Raw genomic sequence first — 21,512 nt, forward strand, 5'->3', positions numbered from 1 at the left:
TTATTGAGAAGGGAAATAAATAATAATGATTTAATTATTTATTTTTATAACGATTCGGCCAAATAACAGAGGGACTAACGCCAATTGCATCAGCAATAATTTTTTCACCTTTTGGCCATTTACGGTCTAAAGCATTTCTAAGCGTATTTTCTGAAAGTCCGGCTTCTCTGGAAAGCTTTCGTAAACTGGTGCCTCGTTTCTCTAACTCTGCACGAATATCGGCACGATGCCAATCTTGATCCTTATCATAGGTAATCATTCTGATCTCCCTTTTATTAATCTGGGTTATTTAGCTGTATAACATCAACAACTTACTTTTTTACCGATAATACAAAACAAAAGTAAAAAAGTAAACAAACAATTTAAAATTTAGCAATAAAAGTCAATTAAAAGTTCGACCGATTAATCGTTAAAGACTAAATTAAAACGATTTTTTGTTTGGCATATATTCGCAGAATTAAACTTTATTTTTGTCACATATTATGCGATCATCATAGTATTATGATGTCTAAATTATCAAAATAGTTAAAAAAATAACAATTTATTCATTATCTGATCCTAAATTGTATTTTTTAAAGTTAGTATCAATAAGGATATTTTTGTGATAACTAAAAATGGTAGAACAAATAATCGTCTAACGACATCAATAGATGAAGATAAAGCCATTCACACGAAGCAGATATCAACAGATAATACCTCTTTTGCGGCTAGGTTACGTATCGTAATAGGTCAACGATCTATGACTGATTTTGCTCAGGCATGTCAACTATCAGAAAGCGCTGTCAGAAAATATATCCGAGGTGATTCAGAGCCGACATTACAAAATTTGCTCGTAATATCTAAAGTGGGGAACGTTTCTCTTTCCTGGCTCGCCACCGGAATTCCAGATGAAACATCACAATTATCCTCCATGCCAGAGTTTTACCCTCCCCAACCGATCATCAATCGTGATAATGTTATTATTTATGAAGTTGATTTTGATTCTCTTTGTCAGGAAAAACTCAGTTATAAACTCGACAGTTACTGGATGCTAAGCAAAAAATGGTTGATGAGAGAAGGATTACAAAACAATACCTTAGCTTTGACTACGATTAATTGCGACAGTATGGCTCAGTCAGCAAAGTACGGTGATATGGCGTTAATCAATATCAAACAACAAGGCTGGCAAGGTGCACTTGAAGGCGTATTCATTATCCAACTCAATGATAATTTGCTCATCAAACGCCTACAATATGATCCCGTAAAACACGGCTACTACTTATACAGTGACTGCTCACTTTATCGCGACCACTTCATTGCCATTAATCAATCGATAAATTTTAAAATCATTGCCAAAATTGTGCATATTCTTAATCATGTTGTTTAACAGTGTTGATTCCTTGTAAAAATAGCCAAGAATAATTAATATTGAGTTGAAGCTACTTTATAGCTCAGCATAGAGTGCTTTTTTACACAAGCGCGGATAGAACACCCTGAATAGATGCTCAAGTTGCTGATAATTTGTTTTAACATCATTAATCGTTTCAGAGAGTATCGCTAAACGGGGGCGCTGCTTAGACATGCCAACCAAAACTCGCTGCACAAACGCAAGATCAGCATAATTTAATAACCAGCTATCTCGCCATAGATATCCCATAAAACGCCCAAATTCGGCCGGTGCTTTATCCAGTTCTGGTGAGATGATCGTCTGGCAGAGTTGATTAAATGCCGATAAACAGATAAAATCGACAAACTCATGCCAATATTTAGCCAAAAAATGATCCCAGACAATATCTAATGTAATGGGTGCAACGCGTTGATGAACTGTCGCAAATAAACATTTGGCTGTTTTGACTTCTGGCAAGTGATCGATTAGAGCGTCAATTCGGCGGTGTAGCATGATGCCTTCAGCCACTGACTTTGGATATTGCTGATAGGGATCTCCACGGACAAAATCTGCCATGACATTACCTAATAACGAGCTACCCGATAAACTGGCTAAATGCAGATGGGCTAACACATTCACAGCGCTGTCTCCGGTCTTCTTACTGCCATGTTGATTAATCGATATACTGCTCGCAACGTTTTATCCTTCACGACGACGAAATTCCCCTTCCGCAAATCCAATACGCCAATAGTTAAGTAACTGAATATCACTTTTATTGACATTAAACTGATCAACCAAGCAGTGGCGCACATGCTGTGCAAGGCTCCCTTCCATTCCACCCCAAATCAGTATATTCCCCTCATCAGGTAGGTTTAATGATTTGATCAGCATTTCAGGGAATAATGATGGATGCTGCTGAATATGCCAGCTTAAGGTAACACCTTGAGGTTTACGGATTGTGATCATATCGCTGTGATCTGGCACCTCAATAAAAGCGTGTCCTTTAGCATCGGCGGGTAAATGTTCCAGAATGTAACTGATTGCCGGTTTAGCCGTAATATCACCGACTAAAACTAAATATTGTTGTTGATATTCGCATTTAGCACCAATGCCCAAAGCACCAATCACATCGCCAGGTTTAGCATATTGCGCCCATTTTGAACCGATGCCCTCTGCATGAATGGCGAATTCAATGGTCAATGTATGACTTGCGGCATCATAAGCCCGTAAGCTATAGGTTCGAATAGCCAGTTTTTCCCCTTCAGGCCAAATAATTTTGCCCGCTTCATTTAAATCAGGAAAGACAATCGACTGCTGCCCTGGTTCTGGAAAAATCAGCTTTAAATGCGGACCTAAACCTAAAGCCTCAACCGCTAATATGGCTTTTTTATCTAACTGAAAACGAATCTGGATGATACTTTTAGAGAGCGTAATAATCTCGCTAACAATTAATTGAGAATCTATCGCAATTTTCTGAAGAAATACTGGCACTGGGTCCATCCTCACTGATGACACGGATAAGCAACCATCATACTTTCTGATTTTTTAATCCGCAACTTTAATTAAAATAGTATATAATGGCGCATTATTTATTATTACTGATTATTTTTAAGAAAAGGTTATTGATATGGGATTTAAATGTGGGATTGTTGGCTTACCTAACGTCGGTAAATCGACGCTATTTAATGCATTGACCAAAGCAGGTATTGAAGCGGCAAATTTTCCCTTTTGTACGATTGAACCAAATACCGGGATTGTCCCAATGCCTGATCCTCGTCTAGATCAGCTGGCAGAAATTGTAAAACCACAGCGCATTTTACCGACCACAATGGAGTTTGTTGATATTGCCGGTTTGGTAAAAGGTGCTTCAAAAGGTGAAGGCTTAGGCAATCAGTTTTTATCCAACATTCGCGAAACGGAAGCAATTGGTCATGTGGTGCGCTGTTTTGAAAATGACAATATTATTCATGTTGCAGGTGCAATTGATCCCGCTGAAGATATTGATACTATCAATACCGAGCTTGCGTTAGCCGATTTAGATACCTGTGAGAGAGCGATCAATCGCGTACAGAAAAGAGCTAAAGGTGGCGATAAAGACGCGAAATTCGAATTAACCGTATTAGAGAAATGTCTACCTCAGTTAGAGAATGCCGGCATGTTACGCGCACTTAAGCTTGACAAAGAAGAGCTTGAAGCCATTAAATATTTAAGTTTTCTCACGCTAAAACCGACGATGTATATTGCCAATGTCAACGAAGAGGGTTTTGAGAATAATCCTTATTTAGATCAAGTCAGAGCGATTGCGGAAAAAGAAGGCGCAATTGTGGTGCCCGTTTGTGCTGCTGTTGAATCTGACATTGCTGAACTTGATGATGCTGATCGTGATGAATTTATGGCGGAACTCGGTATCGAAGAGCCAGGTCTTAATCGTGTGATAAGAGCCGGCTATAAATTATTAAATTTACAAACCTATTTTACCGCAGGGGTGAAAGAAGTACGAGCTTGGACTATTTCGATCGGCGATACTGCACCACAAGCGGCAGGTAAAATTCACACTGATTTCGAAAAAGGCTTTATTCGCGCGCAAACTATCGCATTTGATGACTTTATCACCTACAAAGGTGAGCAAGGCGCCAAAGAAGCAGGCAAAATGCGTTCTGAAGGGAAAGAGTATATCGTTAAAGATGGCGATATCATGAACTTCCTGTTTAATGTCTAAGCTTATACGCTAGTCCCATCAGGTATCGAATAAGAATAAACAGTATAAAAGATTAACTTAATTTTATGCTGTTTATTCTCTCACTGAGTTTTATCAAAATCGATAACGAAATGCGTATATTTTAAGCACCGCTTATTTACCCTCTCTGTTTAAGTGAGTATTATCAGATTAACTGGCATAACGAGTTGAACTGATTATGTTTACTATCACTCAATGAAAAGTGCCCCACAAAAAAATTTTCTGTGCTTATGCCAAAACTCAATCTTATCTTTTAACAAAAGTTGATAATAAATAACCTGTCAAGATTTCCCCCTTTCCAATACAACAGAATTATTGCAAGTCACTATCCCATGGTCATCATTAATGAAGCAGATATTTCATATACAGCAGCATGCACATCAATATTGACAGATTTTCATTCAATAACAATAAGGTGCGATGAGATACTAATTGGCGCTTAATAACTCATTCGATAGCAACTCGGCCTGCGCCAATACCGTTTCTGTCGCCAATAAAGACATATCAGGTGGGTAGCCATAACGATTGAGTAACCGCTTAACCAACACGCGAATTTTAGCCCTGGCCGACGCTTTAATGGTCCAATCTAACGTAACGTTATTGCGGATCATCTCGGTCAGGACAACCGCTAACTCTCTCAGTTTAGTTTTACCGATTAATTCTTGAGCACTGTTGTTCTCAGCGACCGCGGTGTAGAAGGCATATTCAGCCGGTGATAAATCTAGTTCATTTGCTTCAGCATCGACTTTATTGATATCTTTCGCTAATTTAATCAGCTCATCAATCACTTCAGCTGCCGTCAAAATTTTATTTTGATAGCGTTGAATCGCACCCGTTAGCATATCCATTAGCTTTTTACCCTGAATAACGCTGGCTTTAGTTCGCACATTGATTTCATCTGCCAACAATTTTTTCAGGGTCTCTAGTGCGATATGCATGTGTTGATAATCTTGCATTTCCATTAAAAAATCATCAGAGAGAATTGATATATCTGGTTTTTTAATTCCCGCGGCATCAAACACATCAACCACCGTATCGGTCACTAAGGCTTGATCAATGGTCTGTTTAACGCGAACTTCCATGCTGTCATCACCGATAATGCCATTTCCTCCAGTTGAATCAAACTTGTTCAATCTGGCTTTTACCGCTTGTAAAAAGGCTATTTCAGGTGCAGCCTCCATCGCTTCAGGATGTGGTGTTGCTAATGCAAAGGCTTGAGATAAAGCGGTTACCGCTGTTAAAAAACGCACTTTCCCCTGACCTTCATCAATCCCTAAAATAAAATCTTCTGCTTCTAAAATAATGGCTAGTTTACGAGAGGTGGATGCGGTGAAATATTCACGATAATCAAAACCAAATAGCATTCCTTCAAGCACTTCCAGCTTTTCTTGCATAACGAATACGGCTTGATCTTGAGTTTGAGCAGGATCGCCCTTACCGCCGGCATCAGAGTAAAACGACAGAGCCGATTTTAAATCAGCCGCAATTCCCAAATAATCGACAACTAAGCCACCTGATTTATCTTTATAGACTCGGTTAACACGGGCAATCGCCTGCATCAGGTTGTGCCCTTTCATCGGTTTATCAATGTATAACGTGTGCATACTCGGTGCATCAAACCCCGTTAACCACATATCACGGACAATGACTAATTTCAGCTTGTCATCTTCATCTTTCATGCGATTAGCGAGTACTTGCCTATCTTTCTTAGTGGTATGGTGTTTCGCTATATCAGGACCGTCCGATGCCGAAGAGGTCATCACCACTTTAATCACTCCATCGTTGAGGTCATCACTGTGCCACTCAGGCTTAAGCGCCACAATTTCCTCATACAGCGCCGCAGCAATACGCCGAGACATGGTAACAATCATCCCTTTACCTTGATGAGCATTTACCACTAACCGTTGTTCAAAGTGAGTGACTAAATCTTTGGCGATCGCTTTAATACGCGCTTTACTGCCAATAATACTCTCAACTCGCGTCCACTTAGCCCGCTGTTGCTGCGTCAGCGTAAGATCCTCATCGCTAAATCCTTCATCAAACGCTTCAATCAATTCACGGCCTTCATCGCTAATTTGCACTTTGGCTAAACGGCTTTCATAGTAGATAGGCACTGTTGCCCCATCAGCAACAGCTTGAGCGATATCATAGATATCCACATAGTGACCAAATACTGCCGGGGTATTGACATCGTTTTTTTCAATCGGTGTACCCGTAAATCCAAGGTAAGTGGCATTGGGCAGCGCATCACGCATATACTTGGCGAAGCCATAAACGGTGCGTTTACCCACTACATTGGCCTGCTCATCTATGACATCCCGCTCTTTTGCCGAGAAACCATATTGGGAGCGATGCGCCTCATCCGCTATCACCACAATATTGTTACGATCAGACAGTAACTCATAAACACTGCGGCCATCATTCGGTTGGAATTTTTGAATCGTAGTAAAGATCACCCCACCCGAGCCAACTTTCAGCAATTCTTTTAATTCTTCTCGATTTTCAGCTTGTTTCGGTGTTTGACGTAACAGTTGTACCGCAGAAGAGAAAGTACCAAATAATTGGTCGTCTAAATCATTACGATCAGTTATCACCACAACCGTGGGATTATCGAGCGCTAAAACAATCTTACCGGTATAAAACACCATGGAAAGGGATTTACCCGACCCTTGAGTATGCCATACCACACCGGCTTTTCTATCGCCGGCTTTCTGTTCTAACACGAGGTGCTGTTGGTTTCTGCCTTGCTGCCGTAACGCCACCTCAGCAGAGGATGCGTTCGCGTTAACACTCGCAGCGCGAATGGTCGAAAGTACTGCCGCATTCACCGCATAGTATTGATGATAGGCAGCCATTTTTTTGACGGTTTTAATAGAAATGATACCGTTGCTATCTTCCTGTTTACTGGATTCAAACACGATAAAATAGCGGATCATATCTAGTAGCGTAACGGGATTAAGCAAGCCTTGAATTAACACTTCCAGCTGTGGCTGAGTATTTTTAGCCTCAGTCATGCCATTATGGGTTTTCCATGCCATAAAACGGCTAAAATCGGCAGAAATAGAGCCTGATTTGGCTTCTAATCCATCAGAAATCACACTAAAGGCATTGTAGGTAAATAATGAAGGAATTTGCTGTTGATAGGTTTTAATTTGATTATATGCCCCTTCAATAGTGGCATTTTCATCAATCGCATTTTTTAGTTCAATCACGACCAATGGTAAACCATTAATATAGATAATCACATCAGGACGACGCTCTTTGCGATCTTCCCGAATAGTGACCTGATTAACCACTAGAAACTCATTATTATCAGGCTGATTAAAATCCACCAGCCACACATATTCCCCTTGAGTATTGCCATCTTTACTGACTTCAATGTTAATTCCTTCCGTCAGTAAACGGTGAAAACTCAGATTATTTGCCATTAAATCTGGCGAGTTAATCTGTGTGACTTGTTTTAAGGCTTCCTCACATTTATCTTGTGTTAAATGCGGGTTTAGGCGTCGTATCGATTCTAATACTTTTTGCTGAAGAATGACTTGCTGATAAGTACGCAGGGGATTTGTCCCCGATGGCTCTATATCTGTGCCATACACATATTCATAACCTAGGGCTTGTAACTGCTCAATGGTCATGGTTTCGATATCGGATTCTGTCATTTTTGACATTATTTTGTCATCCTTTAGCAAAAGGGGATAAAAAAGCAGCGCCAAAGTGACACTGCCTAATACGATTATTGTTTTATTTCTTCTGGTGTATAATTAACGCGTACTTCTCCACTCATTAATTTAGGAAGCAATGTGTCGCGAAGTTTTTCTAGAGTTTGGATTTGCAATGCATTACCAATTAATTTTGGTTCTATTGAAACTAGAATTTCATTAAATTGCGTAATAACATCATCATGTGGCAAGGTAAGTGTATACATTGATAAATAAGATACATTGACTCGTTGTCTTCCACTTGAGCCTTCCATACAACTTTCTGCGTACTCTTTAAACTCATTATTACGACATAGGATATATGAAAATAATGGATGAAATTTAGGCTTTGGTCTTAAAACAATAAATTCAGTTGAGCCCCAGCCTACTTGTTCTGGTGATAAAAAATGAACATAACCTGCTTTACCATTCTCAAGGCAAGGTGTTATACGGGCTAATAATGTATCTTGTTTTATAAATTTTTGCCCCGATGTAAAATCTCTTTCATAATAACCAGAAGCAGCAAATGTGTTTGTATTCAGCCCAGCCATCTCTAAATACATAGCTTTAGAGTCTTTAGGTAAAACCCTCTTAGGGTTAAATTCTATAATTTCATGTAGTTCAACTTCTTTATAACTATCATTTGAATCCTCTACAAACCACTGACGAAAAAGCGTTTCAGCCATTGATTCTAAGGTTTTATTTTGACGATGAAGTAAGTCTATTTTGTTATCTAATGAGGAGAGAACTGAGACAATGGCTTTTTGTTCTATACCATCAAGCGTTGTTTCTACCTCAATTGCATTTAGTAATGTCTGTGTTAACAAAGGGTGGCTTGAACCCTGAGCATACTGGTTTAAATCTAAATACTTAAATAAATAGTATAAATAATCAGAATCATTATTACCTAACGCCTTGGCTGATAATGCATTATCAGAAACCCATACAGGACTTTTCTCCAAATACGTCGCCCCACAATACGCCCCAACTCGACCAATAATCAGTGTGTTACCAACATAATTATACTTATCAGTGAAATCTAATATTCCATTACCACCATAAACAGGTATTTTCCCTTTTTCTTTTGGTCTACTTTTACCATTTCCAAATTTGACTAACTGTTTAAGAGCCACATTTTGCCACCCACTCATACAATCACCTTCGCCAAATTCTCAGCAATTGCTTGATTAAGTTTTGCTTCTTCTTCTAATTGTGCTTCAAACTCGGCTTTTAGTGCGGTAAAACGCTCTTTAAAATCAAAATCATCCTCTTCATCAGCAAGACCCACATAGCGACCCGGTGTTAGCACATAATCCAGCTCAGCCACTTTCTCGATAGCGATAGAGGCACAAAAACCCGCAACATCTTCATATTCGCCACCTTTATTACGCCAATTATGATAGGTATCTGAAATCAGTTTAATATCTTCATCAGATAACACTTTAGTGCGGCGATTAATTAAATGACCAAGATTACGCGCATCAATAAACAGAATTTCATCGCTGCGATCTTGATAAACCGAAGAGTTATTACGATCACGGCGCATAAACCATAATGCGGCAGGGATCTGTGTATTGAGGAATAATTTAGCAGGCAAATTAACTATGCAATCAATCACGTTAGCATCTTTGACTAATGCCGCACGGATATCGCCTTCACCGGAGGTTTTCGAGGTTAGCGCACCTTTAGCCAGTACCACACCCGCTTGCCCTTTTGGTGACAAGTGATATAAGAAGTGCTGCATCCACGCAAAGTTTGCATTGCCTGCTGGTGGAATGCCATTTTGCCAACGGGCATCTTTACGTAATTGTTCACCTGACCAATCAGAGACGTTGAACGGCGGGTTCGCAATAATAAAATCCGCACGTAAATCTTTATGCGCATCATTTAAAAACGAGCCTTCATTGTTCCATTTTACTTGCTCAGAGTTAATACCGCGGATAGCCAAGTTCATTTTCGCCAAACGCCATGTGGTTTGGTTAGACTCTTGACCATAAATGGAAATGTTATCAATATTCCCTTGGTGGGATTCAACAAATTTTTCTGATTGAACAAACATACCGCCAGAGCCACAGCACGGGTCAAAAATACGTCCTTCATAAGGCTCTAGCATGTTAACCAGTAAGGAAACAATTGACTTCGGCGTATAGAACTGACCGCCCTGTTTACCCTCTGCTAATGCAAATTCACCTAAGAAATATTCAAACACATGACCTAGTACATCCGCAGAGCGTGATTTAGCATCACCTAATGCAATATCTCCCACAAGGTCAATTAACTCGCCAAGTACCGTTGCATCAAGGTTTTGACGTGCATAAACCTTCGGTAATACCCCTTTTAATTGCGGGTTATCTTCTTCGATGGCTTCCATAGCGTCATCGACTAATTTACCGATATTGGGCTGTTTTGCATTATTGAGTAAATTTGTCCAACGTGCTTTTTCAGGCACAAAGAACACATTATAGGCAAGATATTCATCACTATCTTCGGGATCTGCCCCTGCAAACTCGCCTTGACCTGCTTTAAGCTTTTCATAGTGAGACTCAAACGAATCAGAAATATACTTTAAGAATATTAATCCCAGCACAACATGCTTGTATTCTGCTGCATCAATATTCTTACGCAATTTATCCGCCGCTTTCCACAGGATAACTTCTAACGGTTCGGATTGGGTCGCTCTTGGTTTTTTAGCCATGAAATCTAACTTATCTCGATAAAATAATAACGTTATTGTTATCTATTTATGAGTAAAAATCCAATACAACAGGCAGATAATTTGTTATCGATAACAAAAAAATGAGATCACGCTAGATAAATCGTTTAATACTTAAGCAGGTTTTTCGAATAAGGGAATCACCTATCATTATCAGTCAGTTATTGTTTAGCTATCCATCAGTATAGATAATGATGACGGAGATCTGTACGGTAAGATGATGTTATGCTAAAAACACTGGAAATTTTAACGTTAAGACAAACCTTGGTTGTACAGCTCAGTGAGATAAAAATATAGAAAGTGCTTTGAATCAGGTCTATAAAAAATAGTATTTATTTTAGCCAGATAGACAAATAACACAGTTGGGCTATTTGTTGTAAAGTCTCTTTTCCTCCTTCGATAGGATCTTGTCAACAGCACGTCATAGAATCAACGGTGAGTACTTTGAATTTAATGAGTATACAAGAGAGTGTAATTTTATTAAATGAATGATAAAATCAAACAAATACTGTCTGTATTAACCCAATGTGTCTATTGATTGAATAGAAGGAAATAGAAATAATGATCGAAATTATTATATTGATTTTTTTGTGTCGGGCGAACTATAAAAATGCCAAAGCACGGGGGAAAAGTGGCGGTTTATATATCGCCATTACACTGGCTTTATGGATTGTATTAGAATTGATCGGTATCGCAATTGGTATGAGTTCATCTACCTATCCTAATATGCTGCAAGGTGCCATGGTGGGATTAGTGTTTGCAGTAGCTGGCGGCATCATCTCTTACTATTTAGCCAAATCAGGGCCGGTTATGCAAAAATCAACAGACAGTGATAATCATCTTAACCACACACAGCCAACGATAGTCAACCAAGGCAAGCCAAACAAACGCAATGATGAAGATAGTAATATCATTGTGTAGTCTCAACACCATTAATTCTGAAAAATATGGGCTTAACGGCCCTTTTTTTATACTATCTAATCGCATGTATATTATCGTTGTAAGAGTTTTATTATCCCATATAAAAAATCCCAACCGAGAATAGGATCTCTATTGGGATTCTTTTAATCAAATAAACTTAAAATTAGTCGTACAGAGTTAGTTTCTTGTTTGTGAAACAACAGTACCAACACGACTCTTCATTCTTTTCTTAATTTTAAGCATTTGAATTAGATTTTTGTGTGGAGTTTTCATCTATCCCTCCGATTATTTCTTTATTATATGTTAATCAATGATTTCGCTATTCAAGTTTTCCTTTATCTAGACTAAACAATGACTGACCTCCTGTTACACCTACCTATTATCATCCTGATATTAAGTTATTGTAATGACTGTATTAAAATGAATCATTAGCCTGAATATCATGACTAATTTTTCCTATCATTTATCTATCTTATGATATTTAAACAAAAAATAAAAGCCTAAACAGCAATTTTATCGTTAAAAACTATCAATAACAGCAATTATTTTTTGTATCATGATGAGAAAGGGCATTCCCATCATGATATCCCTCATGTTAGAACCACTGACCAAAGCGACGAATATAGAAACGTTTCATCAGCTGAGCAACCACACAGTAACAAATTAAGGTACCGGCTAACCAGGGGAAGTATGACCATGGTAATGGCACTAAGCCAATATATTCACCCACTGGTGAGAATGGAATATAAATCCCAACCGCCATGACTAAAAATGTCATTAATAATACCGGCAGTGCTGCTGTGCTTTGAATAAATGGAATTTTTTGCGTTCTGAGCATATGCACCACTAATGTTTGCGATAACAATCCTTCAATAAACCAACCAGAATGGAATAAAGGCGCCATCGCATCATTATTGGCAGCGAACACATACCACATTAACGCATAGGTTGAGATATCAAAAATGGAAGATGTTGGCCCAATCCAGAGCATGAAACGACCAATATTGGGAGCACTCCATTTACGTGGTTTACGAAGAAACTCTTCATCCATTTTATCCCAAGGTAACGAAAGCTGTGAAATATCATAAAGCAAGTTTTGAATCAGTAAGTGAATCGCTAGCATTGGCAGGAACGGTAGAAAAGCACTCGCCACTAACACTGAGAACACATTACCGAAGTTTGAACTCGCCGTCATATTTAAATATTTAATGATATTACCAAAGGTTTCCCGCCCTTTAATCACGCCCTCTTCGAGCACCATTAAACTTTTTTCTAGCAAGATAATATCCGCTGACTCTTTAGCGATATCGGTCGCCGTATCCACCGAGATACCGACATCAGCATCACGTAAAGCCGGCGCATCATTAATTCCATCACCTAAGAACCCAACTGTATGACCATTCTCTTGCAATAACTTAATCATCCGTGATTTTTGTAATGGCGTTAACTTAGCAAATACCGTACGCTGTTCGGCTAAACGTTTTAACTCTTCATCGGCTAACTTTTCAATTTCATAACCCATCAATGGGATGCCCGGCTCAATACCGACTTCACGGCAAATCTTGGTCGTCACAATTTCGTTATCGCCCGTTAGTACCTTAACAGCAACACCATTCTCGCTTAAGGCCGCAATCGCGTCACGCGCAGTCTCTTTTGGTGGATCTAAGAAAGTTAAAAAACCGCGAATAGACAGTTGCGTTTCATCAGCCACCGCATATTGCGATTTGACTTGATCTGATGGTATTGATTTGACGCCAAGCGCTAATACACGAAAACCGTCTTCGTTATAACTTTTAGTCAAGGCTAACAGTTTCGCTTTACGCTCATCATCTAAAGGATAATATTGACCATTTTCATAGACCTGAGTGGCAATCTCGAGCATCTCCTCAACTGCACCTTTACAAACTAAAAGATGTTCCTGGTTGGTATCTTCCACCACCACCGATAAACGACGACGCACAAAATCAAATGGTAACTCATCGATTTTATTAAATTTACCCACACCAATTTTTCTCACATTGGTATTTTCTTGGGCGAAATGAATAATCGCTTTATCCATTAAGTTTTTCATACCACTTTGGTAATAACTATTAAGCCAGGCTAACTGTAAAACCGCCGGATCAGTGTTACCCTGAAAATCGACATGATGTTCAAGAATAATTCGATCTTGCGTTAAAGTACCGGTTTTATCCGTGCACAGTACATCCATCGCACCAAAGTTTTGAATCGCATTGAGTCTTTTGACAACCACTTTACGTTTTGCCATCGCCACCGCGCCTTTGGCTAGGTTAGCACTAACAATCATCGGTAACATTTCAGGGGTTAAACCAACGGCAACCGCTAAAGCAAACAGTGATGCCTCACCCCAATCGCCTTTAGTAAAACCATTAATAAATAAGACAATAGGCACCATGATGATCATAAAACGAATCAATAACCAACTGACACTATTTACGCCGCGGTCGAATGCAGTTTCAGCGCGTGAGCCAACAATTGATTTAGCAAGAGAACCAAAGTAAGTCTCAGCCCCAGTTGCAATCACCACCGCTTTCGCAGTACCACTTACCACATTTGTGCCCATGAAACAGACATTATTCGTTTCCAGCACATTATCGGGTTGCTCTTCTGTATTCAAATCCGCGCTAGACTTTTGGGCGACAGCACCTAATGTATCGTATTTTTCAACGGGAATGGATTCACCCGTTAAAACAGCCTGACTGATAAACAGATCACGTGAGTCAATCAGACGAATATCCGCAGGAATCATATCGCCAGCTGAAAGATAGACAATATCGCCCGGCACGATATCGCGCATAGGCACTTCCATTTTTTCTGGTGTCATATTACGATGCGGTCGACGCAGTACCGTTGCCGTTGTGCGAATCATCGATTTCAGCGCTTCGGCCGCTTTATTCGAACGATACTCCTGCCAAAAACGTAATAAGCCGCTCAATAAAACCATCGTGACAATAATGACAACCCCAGTAATATCGGTATCTTCACCCTCACGCAGCGGCATCCAGTAATCAGTAAAAAAACTGACACCAGCTAAAATGAGTAGAACAAAAATAAATGGATTTTTAAATGCTAAAATTAACTGTACGATAAATGAGGGCACTTTTTCATGCGCCACATCGTTATAACCATGAGTCTGTAAGCGCTGCTTGACATCACTATTGGTTAAACCGGACAAACTGGTTTGCAGATGAGTCAGTGTACCATCAAGACTATTTTGAGCTTCGCTCACCGCCTTAATGGTCTTTTTATTATGGTTTGATGTATTGTTTCTTTGTTTCATAGTCGTTACCTGATAGCCAAAACAATCTAATGGCTACAAATAACTGTAACCGATCAATCTTGTTTGGCTGAAAAAAACTTATTTACCACCGAAATTAACGATTGACTGGGCCCGTCGTCCATTTCATTTCTCCCTGAAAAATTAACTGAATGTAATTAACAGACGATAAACAGCGACTCAACTTTTTAAATAAAGTGAGGTCATTATTAATGATAATTAAAAGTTTAAAGTGCGTTAATTACAGCGTAATACCTGGTGGTTCCAAGCTCTGCTGGAGTTGAGATGATGAAGTATAATATTGCTGATAAGTGAGATAATGTTGCATATCGTTCACCTTTACCGTCTTATTTTTAACTAACGGTCTGTGAACTTTATTGACAAACTAAATTGACAAGTTCATAGCCGCAGTAGATAGTTGATCTTTACCCCCAACTTGCCGGAATAATGACGAGTCGGGCTGCCTGGATTGAGTGTCCATATTGCTCCTGTAATTTGATACTCAGACTTCTATTTTCAAGATAAATAAAAGGCGCTGCATTTATACATTTTCTGGTGTCGATTGTCAATTAAAAATTCAGTAAATATCACTACTTATCGATTACATTCAGACAAAACAGGCAGAATGTGCTGATTAGACTATTATACTGCCTAAAATACCGACATTTGAACGCGCTATCAATTAATAAAAAAATCAGCATAAGTTATCTGATGCTGATTTTATAACGATTTATTAACAATCATAGTAGCACGACTAGTACTGCTGATAATGTCATGAATAAGCTTATCGGTAACGTGCTAAATAGACTTTGAATTTATTCGTTTGTAAGACTATCTGATGCGAACCAAAGGCCTTATCTAATAGATCTGGATAAGGTAAAAAAGCATTGGCGACGATACATAGATGACCATTTGGTTTAAGAAACTTTTTAGCCTCACTGATCAGGGTCTCTGCTGCAAAATAACTGATCTCCTTGCCGTCATGGAAAGGTGGATTAGAGATAATCAGATCAAACTTTGTCTTAATATCTGAAAAAACATCACTCGCTACAACCTGCCCAGTTAAATGATTCGCCTGCAATGTCTCTTCACTAGCCCGCAGGGCAACCGCATTCACATCGGATAGGGTTAATTCAATGGCTGGGTTTGTCAATCCTATCACGGTCGCCAGTACACCCGCCCCACATCCCATATCGAGAATATGCCCGTGCAATAATTCAGTACGTGGCAATAACGCCTGTAATAAAAGCTCACTGCCAACATCAAGATGATTTGAGCTAAATACGCCGGGTAAATTTTTAATGACCGCACCATTATCTAATTGATAACGCTGCCACCACTCGGCTAAATCAAAAGCGAGTCGGCTATCTGCCTGAAAATGATATAAACTACAGCGTCTGGCACTGTCTATTTTATTGATGCGTCCAAATGGACTCAGTAATGTTTCCGCACTTCTGACCCCGGCACGATTTTCACCAACAATAAACACATCGACCCCTTTCGCTAGTTGACTGAGCAGTGCCGATAACTGAAATTGTGCTTCCAGTTTGGTCTTCGGCCAGTAATAAATAAGCGTATCTATCTCTTCAAATAGAACGGCTTCAGGCACCACACTAAAGGTTATTTGTCCTTTTGCACGTGGCAGTAAACGACAATAATGATGGTAAGCGGTGGTATGAATATTAATCTGTTTAGCGGTTAAGTTAACCACAAAATCATCTTGAATATCACCGGCAAAAAGAACCTTACGTTGCTCAAGTTCATCACTGATTCTTTCCAGAACCTGGCTTGCAGGAGAGTAAATTGGTCTCATTATCAATATTTCCTAAAATCTGCTTTATAAATCATGAGACTGATTATACAATTGATCGCTATGAATATGCTAACATCATCAGAATTAAATCGTCGCGATTGGTACTTAAATCAACTCGGTATCACGCAATATGAGCTGCGTAAGCCAAAAGCGCTCAATGAATCAGTCACGTTAGCACTGACTGAATCGACGCGTTTAATTATCGTCGTTGAAAATACACCGCCACAAACACGCTTTTTTCAGGATATTTTGTCTGCGGTGAGTGTCGATAAGCACGCATTATGCTTTATCAATCCCGCCCAACTGGCGCTACTGCCAACGACCTTTAAAGGCGTCATTTGGTCGATTGGTTGCGACAAACAATCGACGCTTTCAACCCAGTATGAAACCATCATCGAAACCAGTAGCCTTGAAACACTCCAATCTTCGGCAAAAGAGAAACGCCAGTTATGGCAAAAGTTATGTGAATATGAACACTATTTCCAAGCTTAATGAAACTGATTTCACCCGTGCTTATCAAATAGAGACGCAAAGCCATGCTTTCCCTTGGACTGAAAATGTCTTCCGTTCAAATCAAGGAGAACGTTATCTCAATTATAAGATTGAGGAGAATGGGCAAATCGCTGGATTCTGTATTATCAATATGATTGTTGATGAAGCAACCCTGTTTAATATAGCCGTCGCCCCAAACTTTCAGCGTCAAGGGCTGGCGAAGCAATTATTAACGTTTGTACTGGATGAATTAACTCAAAGGAAGATGACCACTTGTTGGTTGGAAGTGCGAGCATCAAACCAGGCTGCCATTAAACTTTATGAACAAGTAGGCTTTAACCAAATTTCGGTTAGACCCAATTATTATCCAGCCGCGAACCATCAACGTGAAGATGCCATTATCATGGCCAATATGTTAAATTTTTAATTGGATTGATCATGAAGAAAGCGCTATTATTTCTCAATGGTATGCCGCCCGCCCAGCTACCGCAAAATCTCGCTGATTATCAGATTATCGCCTGTACCGATGGTGCCTATTCAAACTATCTGATGCAGACCGCAATAACAGTCGATTATATCATTGGTGATTTAGATAGCTTAACGGTATCTCCTGCCGATATTGAGATCATACCCACCCCGGATCAGAATAAAACCGATTTTGAGAAGGCACTGCTTTTTTTGATGGCACAAGATATTCATCATGTTGATATTTATGGTGCGACGGGTAAAGCCAGCGATCATTTTCTCGGTAATCTATCAACGGGTTTGCAGTATCACAGCCAATTATCACTCAATTTTTACGATGATTATAACTGTCTATTTTTTGCCGATAAGCAACAGCTTAAGCTTGAACACGTGAAAGATAAAATCATCTCACTGCTGCCCTTTCCTGTGGCAAAATCAGTGTCGCTACAAGGATTTGTGTATCCATTAACCAATACCGATCTTACTTTTGGGCAGTTTATCAGTTTACGTAATCAGGCCAAAGAAGATACCGTTGAGATTTCCTTTGAAAGCGGTAATTTATTAATCTGTATCAATCAATAATTAACACTGCCTCACCTTGATATCATGCCAAAAGATCAACCAATTCAATCGGCATAATTTAGCGGTAAATAGATAAATAACCTGCTTGTGCCGCCAGATGCTCAATAGCGTGGGTTAATTCGACGATAGAATGAGTACGTGCTCTTGCACACACTTTTGCTTCATTATCGCAAATTAAACAGCGACGCGGCGAATAGCCCAGCGTCTTTCTGGAGATGGGTTGACCTGAGGTGACTGAAATCACATCGATATCCCATAGTCTGGCTAACGGTATACTTTGTTCAATCTCAACACAGGCTTGCTTTAAAGCAAGTTCCGATTGTTCAATAACAAAAAAGCCCTCTGGACCCGTGTTTAAAATTTTTTGCTGATGCATCCGGCAGGTGAGTTGATGTTGCTGACAATAAGCGATGATCTGCTGATAAGCTCGCTCAAAGAGATATAACACACACTCATTTAATTTAGTTTCACCCGGCATCGTAATCGTCAGTGATAAAAGTGGCAGTTGATACTTAGCGAGCAGCTGCTCTTGATACTCAGCACGTTGCTCTTTCGCGTTTAATATTTCAGCCAAGGTGACTGGCGTTTTATCCGATAATCGTGGCTTGGTTAACTGCATCTTATTAAGTACCCTATTTCATCGCTAAAAAATAGGCGCTATCATAGCGCCTATTTATCATCGTGAATATCGTTATCCGCGTATTGCTTAATCTTTGACCTGTCTCACGACATCGATCACCGAACCATCACGATAACGAACTACACCAACGATTTTATCCTCAAAAACTAAAGGACAAGGTTCACCGGTTATCGACACCGCGCGTTGATAAAGCGCATCAATCGTCATGACTGGTAAGCCAGCTGCTTTCAAACGTTCCGCTATCTCAGGTCGATTTGGATGCACAGCAATACCATGATCAGTCACTAACACATCAATACTTTCACCTGGCGTCACAACGGTAGTGACCTTTTTGATCACAGTTGGAATGCGACTGCGAATCAGCGGTGCAACGATAATCGTCAGGTTAGCTGCGGCAGCCGTATCACAATGTCCACCAGAAGCACCGCGCATCACGCCATCAGAACCGGTAAGAACATTGACATTAAAATCCAGATCAATCTCTAAAGCACTTAGAATCACAATATCAAGCTGATCACAACAAGCCGCTTTAGAGGCCGGATTAGCATACACATTTGTGGATATTTCTAAATGTTCTGGATTGACGGCCAACGATTGTGCAGCAGCACCATCAAAACTTTGCGTATCCAGTAAGGTTTTGATTAATCCCTTTTCATGCAGATCAACGATACTTTGCGTGATCCCGCCTAAAGCAAAACTGGCCGTAATATTCTTGGCTCGCATTTTGTCTTCAAGAAAACGGGTTGCCGCAGTTGATGAAGCACCAGAACCGGTTTGAATCGAGAATCCATCATTGAAATAGCCTGAATGTTCAATCACGCTGGCCGCATATTTAGCAATCATCAACTCACGTGGATTACTGGTGATACGCGCGGCACCGACACTAATTTTGGTCGGATCACCCACTTCATCAACTTTGACGATATAATCCGCCTGATCTTGTCTGATACTGGCCGGATAATTAGGGAAATCGACTATCGCTTCAGTTAACAACACCACTTTTTTAGCATACTGTGCATCAACCATCGCATAACCCAGCGATCCACAATGTGATTGGCCAGAAACGCCATTCGCATTACCAAACTCATCGCTGGTCGACACGGCCAAAAAGGTGACATCAATATTAATTTCACCGGTTTGAATTAATTTAACCCGGCCACCATGTGAATGGATTTGCACCGGTTTTTTCATCATACCGTGCGAGATCGCATCGGCTAATTTACCGCGCATACCCGAAGTGTAAATCTGGGTAATAACACCTGATTTAATGTGCTCAATCAACGGGGTATTACAAGAGAGTAACGAACTTGATGCCAGCGTGAGATCTTTAATGCCCATTTTAGCGATCAGCGCCATCACCTGATTGATAATTTTATCCCCTTCGCGAAACGCATGGTGGAATGAAATCGTCATACCATCGCGTAAACCACACTGACGGATAGCCTCTTCAATCGACTGGCACAATTTACGTTCATGTTTTTGCTTAATATCGGCTAAATAAGGTGTCGTGGTATTCGCCCCGGTAAAAGGGGTAAGTGAGATCAGTTCAGGATACTGCGCGGTCAAGATATCAATATTATTGTTCATTATATGCTGCTCCTTAGTATTCCTGACGTGTACCAGATATTTGCGCTAATTCAATGATGGTTCTTGCTCGGGTAATAATCGGACCATCAATCATTTTACCATTGAGTGAAACAACCCCGAGCCCTTGTCTTTCGCCCTCTTCCGCAGCAGCAACAATCTGTTTTGCTTGCTCAACCTCTTTATGAGTGGGGGCATAGGCATTATGTAACAGTTCAATTTGTCTTGGATTAACTAGTGATTTACCATTAAAGCCTAACTGTTTAATCAGTTTCACCTCACGCAAGAAACCCTCATCATCATTAATGTTGGAGTAAACCACATCAAAGGCATCAATTTTAGCGACTCTCGCCGCATGCAGCACAGCACACCGAGCATAAAATAGCTCAGTACCATCGCCACGCTCAGTTTGCATATCGACTAAATAATCAAATGCCGCTAAAGCCACACCAATCATGCGCGGTGAAGATTTCGCAATCGAAATTGCATTGACCACGCCCAACGCCGACTCAATCGCAGCAATGATCTTAGTTGAACCCACTGGACGGCCGATCTCTTTTTCTATTCGTTCAATATGGTTCTCTAACTCATGTACCTGATCTTCTGAATGCGTCATCGGTAAGCGCACAACCTCAATGCCCGCACGGACCACCGCCTCAAGATCATCTAAACCAAACGGCGTATCCAGTGCATTAATACGTACCACTGTTTCAATGCCCTGCTGTTGATAAATCCCCAATTTAAGCGTTTGCGCAACTAATAACCGAGCAGAATCTTTCTCTTTCACTGAAACCGCATCTTCAAGATCGAACATGATTGAATCCGGTTTATAGACAAATGATGTCGATAACATGGCCGCATTTGCGCCCGGTAAAAACAGCATACTGCGTCTCAGTTTTTTCATAGTATTTGACTCCAATTGATCGCCGCTTCAGTGGCTCTTAACACCGCGCTCTGCACGCGTGCTTTAATCACACAATCTAATGCACCTTTATCATCGATAATAATTAATCCATCGGTGATATTTAAGCGGTTCAATGTCTCTTCTACAACAAGACGAATCTGCTGACCAAATTGTTTATTAACATCACTATTGATGACGATCTCTAGCCCATGATTGGGCTCAATTTTCACAAGCAAATCGCTTGATTCCAGGGTGCCCGATATCGCACTTTTAATAATTTTCATAAACTTACCTGTTTA

At 40.0% G+C, this 21,512-nt stretch carries 18 protein-coding genes; 6 read left to right on the top strand and 12 right to left on the bottom strand.

From position 1 onward, the window contains the following. Window positions 1-34: 34 nt before the first annotated feature. Window positions 35-259, bottom strand: a complete 225-nt coding sequence (locus RHO15_07770) for a helix-turn-helix transcriptional regulator (protein WVD63373.1) — start codon at window positions 257-259, stop codon at window positions 35-37. 342 nt (window positions 260-601) lie between these two features. Here RHO15_07770 and RHO15_07775 point away from each other — a divergent pair, with 342 nt between their 5' ends. After that, window positions 602-1,366: a helix-turn-helix domain-containing protein gene (locus RHO15_07775; protein ID WVD63374.1), complete on the top strand. Its 765-nt coding sequence runs from the start codon at window positions 602-604 to the stop codon at window positions 1,364-1,366. Between the two features lie 57 nt (window positions 1,367-1,423). Here the strand turns inward: RHO15_07775 and RHO15_07780 are convergent, their stop codons facing one another. Beyond that, window positions 1,424-2,005: an ACP phosphodiesterase gene (locus RHO15_07780; protein WVD63375.1), complete on the bottom strand. Its 582-nt coding sequence runs from the start codon at window positions 2,003-2,005 to the stop codon at window positions 1,424-1,426. A 60-nt stretch (window positions 2,006-2,065) separates the two neighbouring features. Then, window positions 2,066-2,857, bottom strand: coding sequence for a siderophore-interacting protein (locus tag RHO15_07785; GenBank protein ID WVD63376.1), 792 nt, complete (start codon window positions 2,855-2,857; stop codon window positions 2,066-2,068). A 136-nt stretch (window positions 2,858-2,993) separates the two neighbouring features. Between RHO15_07785 and ychF the strand changes: the two genes are divergently transcribed. Further along, window positions 2,994-4,085, top strand: a complete 1,092-nt coding sequence (gene ychF, locus RHO15_07790) for a redox-regulated ATPase YchF (GenBank protein WVD63377.1) — start codon at window positions 2,994-2,996, stop codon at window positions 4,083-4,085. A 446-nt stretch (window positions 4,086-4,531) separates the two neighbouring features. On the opposite strand, the gene RHO15_07795 is transcribed toward ychF, so the two are convergent. From RHO15_07795 to RHO15_07805, 3 genes are all read right to left on the bottom strand, one after another. Continuing rightward, window positions 4,532-7,774, bottom strand: coding sequence for a type I restriction endonuclease subunit R (locus tag RHO15_07795; protein WVD63378.1), 3,243 nt, complete (start codon window positions 7,772-7,774; stop codon window positions 4,532-4,534). Between the two features lie 65 nt (window positions 7,775-7,839). Continuing rightward, window positions 7,840-8,955 carry a restriction endonuclease subunit S gene (locus tag RHO15_07800; protein ID WVD63379.1) on the bottom strand — a complete coding sequence of 372 codons (1,116 nt, stop codon included), beginning with the start codon at window positions 8,953-8,955 and terminating at the stop codon, window positions 7,840-7,842. Then, window positions 8,952-10,499: a class I SAM-dependent DNA methyltransferase gene (locus RHO15_07805; protein WVD63380.1), complete on the bottom strand. Its 1,548-nt coding sequence runs from the start codon at window positions 10,497-10,499 to the stop codon at window positions 8,952-8,954. The genes RHO15_07800 and RHO15_07805 overlap by 4 nt, the downstream gene beginning before the upstream one ends. Before the next feature lie 579 nt (window positions 10,500-11,078). On the opposite strand from RHO15_07805, the gene RHO15_07810 reads away from it, so the two are divergent. After that, entirely contained in the window at window positions 11,079-11,438 is a 360-nt protein-coding gene (locus tag RHO15_07810) for a hypothetical protein (protein WVD63381.1), read from the top strand. 595 nt (window positions 11,439-12,033) lie between these two features. Here the strand turns inward: RHO15_07810 and mgtA are convergent. Together mgtA and rsmC are read right to left on the bottom strand one after the other, a co-directional pair. Further along, window positions 12,034-14,736: a magnesium-translocating P-type ATPase gene (gene mgtA, locus RHO15_07815; GenBank protein ID WVD63382.1), complete on the bottom strand. Its 2,703-nt coding sequence runs from the start codon at window positions 14,734-14,736 to the stop codon at window positions 12,034-12,036. Between the two features lie 781 nt (window positions 14,737-15,517). Beyond that, on the bottom strand, window positions 15,518-16,546 hold the full coding sequence (gene rsmC, locus RHO15_07820; GenBank protein ID WVD63383.1) for a 16S rRNA (guanine(1207)-N(2))-methyltransferase RsmC: 1,029 nt from the start codon (window positions 16,544-16,546) through the stop codon (window positions 15,518-15,520). Window positions 16,547-16,606: 60 nt separating this feature from the next. Here rsmC and RHO15_07825 point away from each other — a divergent pair, with 60 nt between their 5' ends. From RHO15_07825 to RHO15_07835, 3 genes are read left to right on the top strand one after another with little or no spacing between them, the layout of a single operon-like run. Then, a complete protein-coding gene (locus RHO15_07825) occupies window positions 16,607-17,038 on the top strand; it encodes a DNA polymerase III subunit psi (GenBank protein WVD63384.1) in 432 nt (143 codons plus the stop codon). After that, window positions 17,016-17,465 carry a ribosomal protein S18-alanine N-acetyltransferase gene (rimI, locus tag RHO15_07830; protein WVD63385.1) on the top strand — a complete coding sequence of 150 codons (450 nt, stop codon included), beginning with the start codon at window positions 17,016-17,018 and terminating at the stop codon, window positions 17,463-17,465. Before RHO15_07825 ends, rimI begins: the two co-directional genes overlap by 23 nt. Before the next feature lie 11 nt (window positions 17,466-17,476). After that, a complete protein-coding gene (locus tag RHO15_07835; GenBank protein ID WVD63386.1) occupies window positions 17,477-18,085 on the top strand; it encodes a thiamine diphosphokinase in 609 nt (202 codons plus the stop codon). Between the two features lie 58 nt (window positions 18,086-18,143). Here the strand turns inward: RHO15_07835 and citX are convergent, their stop codons facing one another. The 4 genes from citX to citD all read right to left on the bottom strand — a co-directional run bounded on the left by citX (window position 18,144) and on the right by citD (window position 21,497). After that, complete coding sequence (gene citX / locus RHO15_07840; GenBank protein ID WVD63387.1) at window positions 18,144-18,704, bottom strand: citrate lyase holo-[acyl-carrier protein] synthase; 561 nt, start codon at window positions 18,702-18,704, stop codon at window positions 18,144-18,146. Between the two features lie 87 nt (window positions 18,705-18,791). Then, the gene (gene citF / locus RHO15_07845; GenBank protein ID WVD63388.1) at window positions 18,792-20,312 is read right to left on the bottom strand and encodes a citrate lyase subunit alpha; all 1,521 of its coding nucleotides are present in this window, start codon (window positions 20,310-20,312) and stop codon (window positions 18,792-18,794) included. Window positions 20,313-20,325: 13 nt separating this feature from the next. Then, the gene (gene citE, locus RHO15_07850; GenBank protein ID WVD63389.1) at window positions 20,326-21,213 is read right to left on the bottom strand and encodes a citrate (pro-3S)-lyase subunit beta; all 888 of its coding nucleotides are present in this window, start codon (window positions 21,211-21,213) and stop codon (window positions 20,326-20,328) included. Further along, entirely contained in the window at window positions 21,210-21,497 is a 288-nt protein-coding gene (gene citD / locus RHO15_07855) for a citrate lyase acyl carrier protein (GenBank protein WVD63390.1), read from the bottom strand. The genes citE and citD overlap by 4 nt, the downstream gene beginning before the upstream one ends. Window positions 21,498-21,512: the final 15 nt, after the last annotated feature.

It is taken from the genome of Orbaceae bacterium lpD01 (genome assembly GCA_036251705.1).
Taxonomy (GTDB): domain Bacteria; phylum Pseudomonadota; class Gammaproteobacteria; order Enterobacterales; family Orbaceae; genus Utexia; species Utexia brackfieldae.

Coding starts and splice junctions, on each gene's coding strand:
- RHO15_07770 (WVD63373.1), bottom strand. CDS start 259: ATGATTACCTATGATAAGGATCAAGATTGGCATCGTGCCGATATTCGT.
- ychF (WVD63377.1), top strand. CDS start 2,994: ATGGGATTTAAATGTGGGATTGTTGGCTTACCTAACGTCGGTAAATCG.
- RHO15_07795 (WVD63378.1), bottom strand. CDS start 7,774: ATGTCAAAAATGACAGAATCCGATATCGAAACCATGACCATTGAGCAG.
- RHO15_07800 (WVD63379.1), bottom strand. CDS start 8,955: ATGAGTGGGTGGCAAAATGTGGCTCTTAAACAGTTAGTCAAATTTGGA.
- RHO15_07805 (WVD63380.1), bottom strand. CDS start 10,499: ATGGCTAAAAAACCAAGAGCGACCCAATCCGAACCGTTAGAAGTTATC.
- RHO15_07810 (WVD63381.1), top strand. CDS start 11,079: ATGATCGAAATTATTATATTGATTTTTTTGTGTCGGGCGAACTATAAA.
- mgtA (WVD63382.1), bottom strand. CDS start 14,736: ATGAAACAAAGAAACAATACATCAAACCATAATAAAAAGACCATTAAG.
- rsmC (WVD63383.1), bottom strand. CDS start 16,546: ATGAGACCAATTTACTCTCCTGCAAGCCAGGTTCTGGAAAGAATCAGT.
- RHO15_07825 (WVD63384.1), top strand. CDS start 16,607: ATGAATATGCTAACATCATCAGAATTAAATCGTCGCGATTGGTACTTA.
- rimI (WVD63385.1), top strand. CDS start 17,016: ATGAACACTATTTCCAAGCTTAATGAAACTGATTTCACCCGTGCTTAT.
- RHO15_07835 (WVD63386.1), top strand. CDS start 17,477: ATGAAGAAAGCGCTATTATTTCTCAATGGTATGCCGCCCGCCCAGCTA.
- citX (WVD63387.1), bottom strand. CDS start 18,704: ATGCAGTTAACCAAGCCACGATTATCGGATAAAACGCCAGTCACCTTG.
- citF (WVD63388.1), bottom strand. CDS start 20,312: ATGAACAATAATATTGATATCTTGACCGCGCAGTATCCTGAACTGATC.
- citE (WVD63389.1), bottom strand. CDS start 21,213: ATGAAAAAACTGAGACGCAGTATGCTGTTTTTACCGGGCGCAAATGCG.
- citD (WVD63390.1), bottom strand. CDS start 21,497: ATGAAAATTATTAAAAGTGCGATATCGGGCACCCTGGAATCAAGCGAT.